This is a genomic window from Pseudomonas sp. FW300-N2A2, assembly GCF_017351735.1.
Lineage (GTDB): Bacteria > Pseudomonadota > Gammaproteobacteria > Pseudomonadales > Pseudomonadaceae > Aquipseudomonas > Aquipseudomonas migulae.
In genome coordinates this window covers 1-7,654 of sequence record NZ_JACNDU010000060.1, presented here as the reverse complement: position 1 = coordinate 7,654, position 7,654 = coordinate 1, and the positions used below count along the sequence as shown (strand labels likewise).

At 60.5% G+C, this 7,654-nt stretch carries 9 protein-coding genes; 7 read left to right on the top strand and 2 right to left on the bottom strand.

Annotation, left to right across the window (positions count from 1 at the left end; all coding sequences use genetic code 11):
• Window positions 1–54: 54 nt before the first annotated feature.
• A complete protein-coding gene (locus J4E42_RS29245; protein WP_008042817.1) occupies window positions 55–420 on the bottom strand; it encodes a hypothetical protein in 366 nt (121 codons plus the stop codon).
• Window positions 421–665: 245 nt separating this feature from the next.
• Between J4E42_RS29245 and J4E42_RS29240 the strand changes: the two genes are divergently transcribed.
• Together J4E42_RS29240 and J4E42_RS29235 are read left to right on the top strand one after the other, a co-directional pair.
• On the top strand, window positions 666–1,484 hold the full coding sequence (locus tag J4E42_RS29240) for a shikimate 5-dehydrogenase (protein ID WP_207286776.1): 819 nt from the start codon (window positions 666–668) through the stop codon (window positions 1,482–1,484).
• 215 nt (window positions 1,485–1,699) lie between these two features.
• Entirely contained in the window at window positions 1,700–2,218 is a 519-nt protein-coding gene (locus J4E42_RS29235; protein WP_207286775.1) for a cupin domain-containing protein, read from the top strand.
• Window positions 2,219–2,347: 129 nt separating this feature from the next.
• Here the strand turns inward: J4E42_RS29235 and J4E42_RS29230 are convergent, their stop codons facing one another.
• Window positions 2,348–2,995 (bottom strand): YceH family protein, encoded by a 648-nt coding sequence (locus J4E42_RS29230; protein ID WP_008030770.1) that lies wholly within the window; start codon window positions 2,993–2,995, stop codon window positions 2,348–2,350.
• Window positions 2,996–3,304: 309 nt separating this feature from the next.
• Here J4E42_RS29230 and J4E42_RS29225 point away from each other — a divergent pair, with 309 nt between their 5' ends.
• The 5 genes from J4E42_RS29225 to J4E42_RS29205 are packed head-to-tail and all read left to right on the top strand — an operon-like array spanning window position 3,305 to window position 7,417.
• Entirely contained in the window at window positions 3,305–4,282 is a 978-nt protein-coding gene (locus tag J4E42_RS29225) for an NAD-dependent epimerase (protein ID WP_192419883.1), read from the top strand.
• Between the two features lie 45 nt (window positions 4,283–4,327).
• Entirely contained in the window at window positions 4,328–5,068 is a 741-nt protein-coding gene (locus J4E42_RS29220) for a glycosyltransferase family 2 protein (RefSeq protein WP_008042808.1), read from the top strand.
• The gene (locus J4E42_RS29215) at window positions 5,065–5,343 is read left to right on the top strand and encodes a lipid-A-disaccharide synthase N-terminal domain-containing protein (protein WP_008030764.1); all 279 of its coding nucleotides are present in this window, start codon (window positions 5,065–5,067) and stop codon (window positions 5,341–5,343) included. The genes J4E42_RS29220 and J4E42_RS29215 overlap by 4 nt, the downstream gene beginning before the upstream one ends.
• Before the next feature lie 3 nt (window positions 5,344–5,346).
• Complete coding sequence (locus J4E42_RS29210) at window positions 5,347–6,867, top strand: glycosyltransferase family 39 protein (protein WP_207286774.1); 1,521 nt, start codon at window positions 5,347–5,349, stop codon at window positions 6,865–6,867.
• Window positions 6,868–6,907: 40 nt separating this feature from the next.
• The gene (locus J4E42_RS29205; protein ID WP_008030762.1) at window positions 6,908–7,417 is read left to right on the top strand and encodes a DUF1993 family protein; all 510 of its coding nucleotides are present in this window, start codon (window positions 6,908–6,910) and stop codon (window positions 7,415–7,417) included.
• The last annotated feature ends 237 nt before the right edge of the window (window positions 7,418–7,654 follow it).

The following is a 7,654-nucleotide window of genomic DNA, read 5'->3' as shown; positions in this document are numbered from 1 at the left end:
TCAGCCATCACCCAAACAATGGATATACACCCAGTCAAAGCCTGCGTGAGCCTGTCACCAGCGGCCATAACCATGCGCAGGCCCGTAATAGCCACGCGGCGGGCCGTAATAACCACGGGGAGGGCCGTAGTAGACCGGCGGCGGGCCGTAATAACCCGGTTGTTGCACATAAACCGGTGCCGGCTGGTAATAAACCGGTGGCGGCTGCTGTACGTAAACCGGCTGTGGCTGCACGTAAACCGGTTGCTGCACATAAACCGGCCGGCCGCTGTTGATGATGGCCGAACCGACGATGGCCGAGCCAACGATCGCACCAAATACCGCTGGACCTTGCCACCCGCCACCGCCATGCGCTTCTGCCTGCCCTGCGATAGCAAGAGCACCGATCAGCAAGGCAACTGTGGGGATTTTACGGATCATGATAGTTCCTCGGTTCATCGACCCGGCGCTTGCGTCTGCAATAGACCCAAGGATTGTCGCGGGGATACTTCTAAGACAGCGTATTTCTGAAAATCAGCACAGCCGTTGGGTAAATTTTGTGTAAGGTCTGTACCGGCTTCCTTACCAACTTCGCTGCCACGAGCAGGTACGCGGATATGATCGATCAGAACGCGATGGCATGGCTAATCCCGTCCATCTGAAAGTGCAATTGAAGGAGATTTTTCATGCAGATGAACCCCAACAAAGACACCCAGTTGTGCATGTCCCTGTCGGGCCGCCCCGGGAACTTTGGCCTGCGATTTCACAATCATCTGTACGAACAACTTGGCCTGAATTTCTACTACAAGGCGTTCCGCAGCCAGGACCTGACCGGTGCCGTCGCAGGCATCCGCGCCCTGGGGATTCGCGGCTGCGGCGTGTCGATGCCGTTCAAGGAAGCCAGCATTGCGCTGGTCGATGAACTGGACGCGTCGGCTGCCGCGATTCAATCGATCAACACCATCGTCAATACGGACGGCCACCTCAAGGCTTACAACACCGACTACATCGCCATCGCTCAGTTGCTGGAAACCCACCAGGTGCCCAAGGCGTCGACTTTTGCCCTGCGCGGCAGCGGCGGCATGGCCAAGGCGGTGGCCAGTGCATTGCGCGATGGTGGCTACCAGAACGGCCTGATTGTGGCCCGCAACGAGCACGCCGGACGTACCCTGGCTGAGTCGCTGGGCTATGAGTGGCAAGCCGAACTGGGCAGCCAGCGCCCGCAAATGTTGATCAACGTGACACCGATCGGCATGACCGGCGGGCCTGAGGCCGATCACCTGGCGTTCGATACGCAAACCATCGCAGCAGCGCAGACCATCTTCGATGTGGTGGCGATCCCCTCGGAAACACCGCTGATCGTGCGGGGACGTGCCGAAGGCAAGCGGGTGATCACCGGACTGGAAGTGATCGCGATCCAGGCGCTGGAGCAGTTCGTGTTGTACACCGGCGTGCGTCCGACGCAGGAGCAGTTTCAGAAGGCGGTGGAATTCGCCCGCAGTTGAGGCCTTCCGCTATTTGTTGGTCGTACTGGCCTCATCGCGAGCGGGCTCGCTCCCACATTCGACCGAGTTCTTCCAGTAGAAATGCGATCAAATGTGGGAGCGAGCCCGCTCGCGATGGCTGCGACTCGGTATCCAGTCAGTCGCAGCAAATTTCCTATACTGCTCCCCAGCAAGCCAAGACTTGCCACCCCATCAAACCGTGCCCGAGGTTTCCCATGCATCCCCCCATCCTCAACCTGCATCAGGTCGAACTCGAACCGCTGCCCGAAGCCCTCGCGCCCACCGGTGAAACCGCCGGCCGTTATCAACAGCGGATGGCTCGCGTCGGTCAGCAGCTGGGTGCGCAAAAGCTCGGTTATCGCTTGTACGTGCTGGAACCGGGCATGCGCGGCAGTCCGTTTCACAGTCATCGGGTCAACGAGGAGATGTTCTACGTCGTCGCGGGGGAAGGGGAGATTCGTCTTGGCGCCGAGCGTTTTCCGATCCGCGCCGGTGACGTGATCGCCTGCCCGCCGGGCGGTCCGGAAGTGGCGCACCAGATCATCAACACCAGCAAGGCTGAACTGCGCTATTTGGCGGTCAGCACCCAGCAATCGCCGGAAATCTGCGAATACCCGGACTCCGGCAAGTACGCGGTGATGGACGACTTCAAGGTCGATGCCGAAGGCAATGCCTCGGGCTTCGTTGCCATCGCCAGACAGGCTGACGGCGTGGATTACTGGGACGGCGAGTAGCACTTCCTTTGTGGGAGCGAGCGATGCGGCGATCCGACTTGCCCGCGAAAGCAATTCAACGTCCAACATTGTGTCGAATTGGAAATCGCCTTCGCGGGCAAGCCTCGCTCCTACAGGAGATCGTGGCGGTTACTCGAGGCGTGCCAGGCGCTCTTCCAGCGCAGCAATCCGCGCTTCGAGCTCTTCGATGCGTTCTACCGACACGCCGCTGCCACCACCACGTTCCACCGGATTCTGTCGCGCCGCGAGGATCGCTTCGATGTCCGCCGGATCACCCAGCGCATGCATGTAACGGTCTTCACGCTGCCCCGCCTGGCGCGGAATCAGCAGCGCCAGACCGCGCGCAATCAGCCGTTCAAGCTGATGCACAACCTGCTCGGCATCTTCGAACTCATGCATGCGGCCGCTGCGGGTCAGCAGTTCGTTGACCGTCTGCGGACCACGCAAAAACAGCAGTCCCGTCAGAATCACCTGCGCTGGCACCAGTTCCAGTGCCTTGTCGACCTTGTGCTCCCAGCGGTCGGCGCGACTGCCCATCACCAGTTTGGCGAAGCCGCGACCTTCGAGGGCGCGCAGGCTCTGGCCGACCTGGCCCTGGGTGAGGTTCATCACCGGTTCGCGGCTGGTTTTCTGGTTGCAGGCAATCACCAGGGCATTGAGGGTCAGCGGATAGGTTTCCGGGCTGGTGGCCTGTTTCTCGATCAGCGAACCCAGAATGCGGATTTCCGTGCTGTTGAGCCGTGGCTCGTCGAAGGTTGTTTCTTGCTCAATGCTCATGATGCTGCGTCCTTACCTGATTCATATTCTTCTTCAGCTGGCATGCACTTTAGATGGGCGGGCGCCAATGGCAACTGAATTCGTCGCGTCCCCCGGCAATGGTCATAAAAGCTACATCAATCCATAACGCGATTTTTACAATTCGACGGGCACCGTATGCATGGCCGCGCGATGACGGTCGCGCCTGAGGGGCGCGGCGTCAGAGCGTATCGACGACGTCACTGGCCTTACTGACTGCAACCGGGAGCAAGGCATGACGCTGACGTTGGAATCGACTGGCAATAATGCGCTGATCGGCGCGCACCTGCCATGACCGTACTGGTTACCGGCGCTGCGGGTTTCATCGGTTTTCACACGGTCAAGCGCCTGTGTGAGCAAGGCCTTGAAGTGGTCGGCATTGATAACCTCAACGACTACTACAGCGTGGCGCTCAAACACGCTCGGCTCAAGGAACTGCGAGCCTTGTCGGGCTTTCGTTTCCAGACGCTGGATATCGTCGACAAACCTGCCTTGATGGCGTTGTTCAAGGATCACCGCTTCACAGATGTCATCCATCTGGCGGCCCAGGCGGGTGTTCGCTACTCGCTGGACAACCCGGACGTGTACGCGCAATCGAACCTGACAGGGTTTTTGAATGTGCTGGAGGCCTGCCGGCACCATCGCCCGGACCATCTGATTTATGCCTCGAGCAGTTCGGTGTACGGCACCAACAGCAAGTTGCCATTCAGCGTCGAAGACGCCGTCGATCACCCGGTTTCGCTGTACGCGGCGAGCAAGCGCGCCAATGAGCTGATGGCCCACAGCTACTGCCATCTCTACGGGCTCCAGGCCAGCGGCCTGCGGTTTTTTACCGTGTACGGACCTTGGGGCCGCCCTGACATGGCACTGTTCAAGTTCACCGACGCGATCCTCAACGATCGCCCCATCGACCTCTACAACCAAGGCTTGATGTCGCGGGATTTTACCTACATCGACGACATCGTCGAAAGCATCGTCCGCCTGCGTCCACGCCCGCCGTTGCCGGAGAACGCCGGGGAGGGCGTCAACCGGATTTTCAACATCGGGCGCGGCACGCCGGTGGCGCTGCTGGATTTCGTCGAATGCCTGGAGGCGGCGCTGGGCCGGCCTGCCCGGCGCAATTTGATGCCGATGCAGGCGGGCGATGTGCACAGGACCTGGGCGGATGTGTCGGCATTGGCGCAGTGGGTCGATTTTCGTCCGCACGTGACGGTCGAGGCCGGCGTCGGGCAATTCGTGAAGTGGTATCGCCACTTCTATCAGCGCTGATGCGTTGGTCTTCGAACATAAAAATTCAGGAAAACAGGGGCCTCCATGAGCCAGGACTTATTTGTATCCGTGCTGATTCCGGCAAAGAACGAAGCGAGCAATCTCACCGCGCTGCTGGAAGAAATCCGCGTCGCGCTGGCGGATGAAGCGTATGAAGTCATCGTCGTCGACGATGGCAGCACTGACACCACGTTGCAGGCGTTGCGGCAGACCCGGCAAAACGGGCTGAACACGCTGCGCATCCTGCAACATGAACGTTCGCTGGGGCAGAGCACGTCGCTCTATCACGCCGCGCTCGCCGCCCGTGGCCAATGGCTGGCGACCCTCGATGGTGACGGGCAAAACGACCCTGCGGACATCCCCGGCATGCTGGCGCTGGTGCGCCGAGAGCCGGCAGCCGCCGACCTGCAATTGGTCGCCGGGCACCGGGTCAACCGTCGCGACACTGCCAGCAAACGCTGGGCTTCGCGGTTTGCCAACGGGTTGCGCCGACGCATGCTCAAGGATCAGACGCCGGACACCGGCTGCGGGTTGAAATTGATCCAGCGCGCGGCGTTCCTGCGTTTGCCGTACTTCGACCATATGCACCGCTTCATCCCCGCGCTGATCCAGCGCCACAACGGCCGCATGCTCACCCACCCGGTCAATCATCGACCGCGCACGGCCGGCGTCTCCAAATACGGCAACATCGACCGCGCGCTGGTGGGGGTTCTCGACCTGATCGGTGTCTGGTGGCTGATCCGGCGCACACGCCTGAACACCCGGCCGCAGGAGATCGAAGGATGAATCTGTCCCGCGAAACCCTGTGGCTGGTGGTCGGTTTCAGCGGCCAGATCGCCTTCACCGGGCGCTTTGTCCTGCAGTGGCTGTACAGCGAATACAAAAAACGCAGCGTGATACCGGTGAGCTTCTGGTACCTGAGCATCATCGGCAGCGCGCTGTTGTTCGCGTACGCCATCTATCGACAGGACCCGGTGTTCATCATCGGCCAGGCGTTCGGTTCCATCGTCTATTTGCGCAACCTGCAATTGATTGCCCGCAGCAAAACCTTGAAGGACTGACCCATGCGCCGAACACTTTCACCCGGCGTCGAATGCCTGGGGCTGATGCTGCTTGCTCTGTTGCTGGTCGGCGCGGGGCTCGGGTTGCGCCAGCCGCAGAATGTCGACGAGGAACGCTTCCTCGGCGTGGCGCTGGAGATGCTGCACAACGGTTCGTGGTTGATTCCCCATCGCGCTGCCGAAATTTACGGCGATAAACCACCGATATTCATGTGGACCGTGGCGTTTTTCACCTGGATCACCGGGATGCCCGCCATTGCCCTTTACGTGCCGGGGCTGCTGTCTGCCACCTCGGTCACGGCGATGCTCTACGACTTGGGTCGCAGGCTTTGGAACCAACGAGCCGGTCGGACGGCCGCGCTGCTGTACCTGGCGACCTATCAGACCTACAGCATTTTGCGCACCGGCCAGATCGACAGTTTTCTGATTCTGTTCACCTCGCTGGGCCTGTACGGTCTGGCCCGACACCTGCTGCTGGGGCCGGCCTGGCACTGGTTTTACGTGGGCTGCGCGGCGATGGGGATAGGGGTGATCACCAAAGGGGTCGGCTTTGTGCCGGCGTTGATGCTGATCCCGTATGCCTACGCGGTGCGCAAAGGTTGGTCCGGCGTGGTGGCGATGCCGGGCGAAGCGCGAAAATGGTGCCTGGGTGTTGTGGTGCTGCTCGGTGCCGTGGGCATCTGGCTGCTGCCCTTGGCGCTGTCCATCGTGCTCAATGGCGGTGCTGAGGAAATTGCCTACGTGCGGGAAATCCTGCTGCGCCAGACGGCGGGGCGTTATGCGGCCGCCTGGGATCACCGGGAGCCGTTCTGGTACTTCTTCGTCAGCGTCATTCCGCAATATTGGTTGCCGCTGGTGCTCGCGCTGCCGTGGCTGATCCCCGCCTGGCGCCGGCAATTACGCAAGCATGATGGTCGCGTGTTGGTGCTGCTGGGTTGGGTGGTGCTGGTGGTGCTGTTTTTCTGCCTGAGCAGCGGCAAGCGCAAGTTGTACATTTATCCGGCGCTGCCGGGATTGGTGCTGGTCGCTGCACCGCTGGTGCCTTGGTTGCTCAGGCGCTGGTTCCGTCAACGCCAACTGGGTTCGCGGATTTTTCAGGGAGTGGCGGTGATTTGGTTCACACTGTGGTTCGCCCGAGGGTTCATCGAGCCGGTCAAGGACGGCGCCAATCCCCACGAGGCGTTGATGGCGCAGGCGGCGACCATGACTGGGGGCGCCGACCTGGTGTTGGTCCACTGGCGCGAGGGCCATTGGTTGTTCGCAAGGCAGCCGATCGTGCATTTCGGCATGATCGGTTCAACGGTCGAGCAGGCGGCGCAGTGGTTGCGTGAACATCCGCAGGCGTATGCGTTGGTGCCGGATGAACAGCTCGGTCAGTGCTTCAATCCGCAGGCTGCCCGCGAGTTGGGCGAAACCTCCCGGGCGCAATGGTCGATCGTCGGTGCCGACGCCGACAACGGCAATTGCCATCCTGGTCCGCCGGCCCATATCTATCGCTTCACCTGGGACCGTGCATCGCTATAATCGACCCCACGTTTCACTCCTGTCACCACACGAGACTGCCATGACCATTTCCCTGTACGACGCTTCCGTTCCGGTTTTCAAACAAATGCTCAACGCCCTGAGCGACGTTCTGAACAAGGCCGAAGCCCACGCCACCGCCAAGAACATTGATCCGAACGCTTTCTTGCAAGCCCGTCTGTACCCGGACATGTTCCCGCTGGTGCGTCAGGTGCAGATCGCCGTTGATTTCGCCAAGGGTGTTTCTTCGCGTCTGGCCGAGATCGAAGTGCCGAAGTACGACGACACTGAAACCACCTTCGCCGAGCTGCAAGCGCTGCTGACCAAGGTTCTGGCTTACATTGGCGAGATCAAGCCTGAGCAGATCAATGGCAAGGAAGGCATCGAGATCATCACCCGTCAGGGCACGCCGAAAGAGAAGCGCTTCAGCGGCCAGGCTTACTTGCTGAGCTACGGTCTGCCGCAGTTCTTCTTCCACGTCACCACCGCTTACGCATTGCTGCGTCATAACGGTGTGGAAGTGGGCAAGCGCGATTACATGGGCGCGTTCTAAACCGCCCGGGTACAAAAAAGCCCGCCAAGGTTTGCGCCTTGGCGGGGTTTTTATTGTTCTTGTGGGAGTGGGGTTATGGTTTTTTGTTTGGGGACATATCCGTTTTTTCGGTTGCGGCGGCTATTGGTTTCGCCCTTACGGCGAGTCACTTTGGAAGAGCCCCAAAGTAACCAAAGGGCTCTTGCCCCTTTCGTTCGGTGCCTCGCTAATGCTCGGCATGCCCTCGCTCCGGTCCTG

Excerpts from the sequence above, each read along its gene's own strand:
- J4E42_RS29240 (WP_207286776.1), top strand. The coding sequence starts at position 666 with ATGCAGATGAACCCCAACAAAGACACCCAGTTGTGCATGTCCCTGTCG.
- J4E42_RS29215 (WP_008030764.1), top strand. The coding sequence starts at position 5,065 with ATGAATCTGTCCCGCGAAACCCTGTGGCTGGTGGTCGGTTTCAGCGGC.
- J4E42_RS29205 (WP_008030762.1), top strand. The coding sequence starts at position 6,908 with ATGACCATTTCCCTGTACGACGCTTCCGTTCCGGTTTTCAAACAAATG.
- J4E42_RS29235 (WP_207286775.1), top strand. The coding sequence starts at position 1,700 with ATGCATCCCCCCATCCTCAACCTGCATCAGGTCGAACTCGAACCGCTG.
- J4E42_RS29230 (WP_008030770.1), bottom strand. The coding sequence starts at position 2,995 with ATGAGCATTGAGCAAGAAACAACCTTCGACGAGCCACGGCTCAACAGC.
- J4E42_RS29245 (WP_008042817.1), bottom strand. The coding sequence starts at position 420 with ATGATCCGTAAAATCCCCACAGTTGCCTTGCTGATCGGTGCTCTTGCT.
- J4E42_RS29210 (WP_207286774.1), top strand. The coding sequence starts at position 5,347 with ATGCGCCGAACACTTTCACCCGGCGTCGAATGCCTGGGGCTGATGCTG.
- J4E42_RS29225 (WP_192419883.1), top strand. The coding sequence starts at position 3,305 with ATGACCGTACTGGTTACCGGCGCTGCGGGTTTCATCGGTTTTCACACG.
- J4E42_RS29220 (WP_008042808.1), top strand. The coding sequence starts at position 4,328 with ATGAGCCAGGACTTATTTGTATCCGTGCTGATTCCGGCAAAGAACGAA.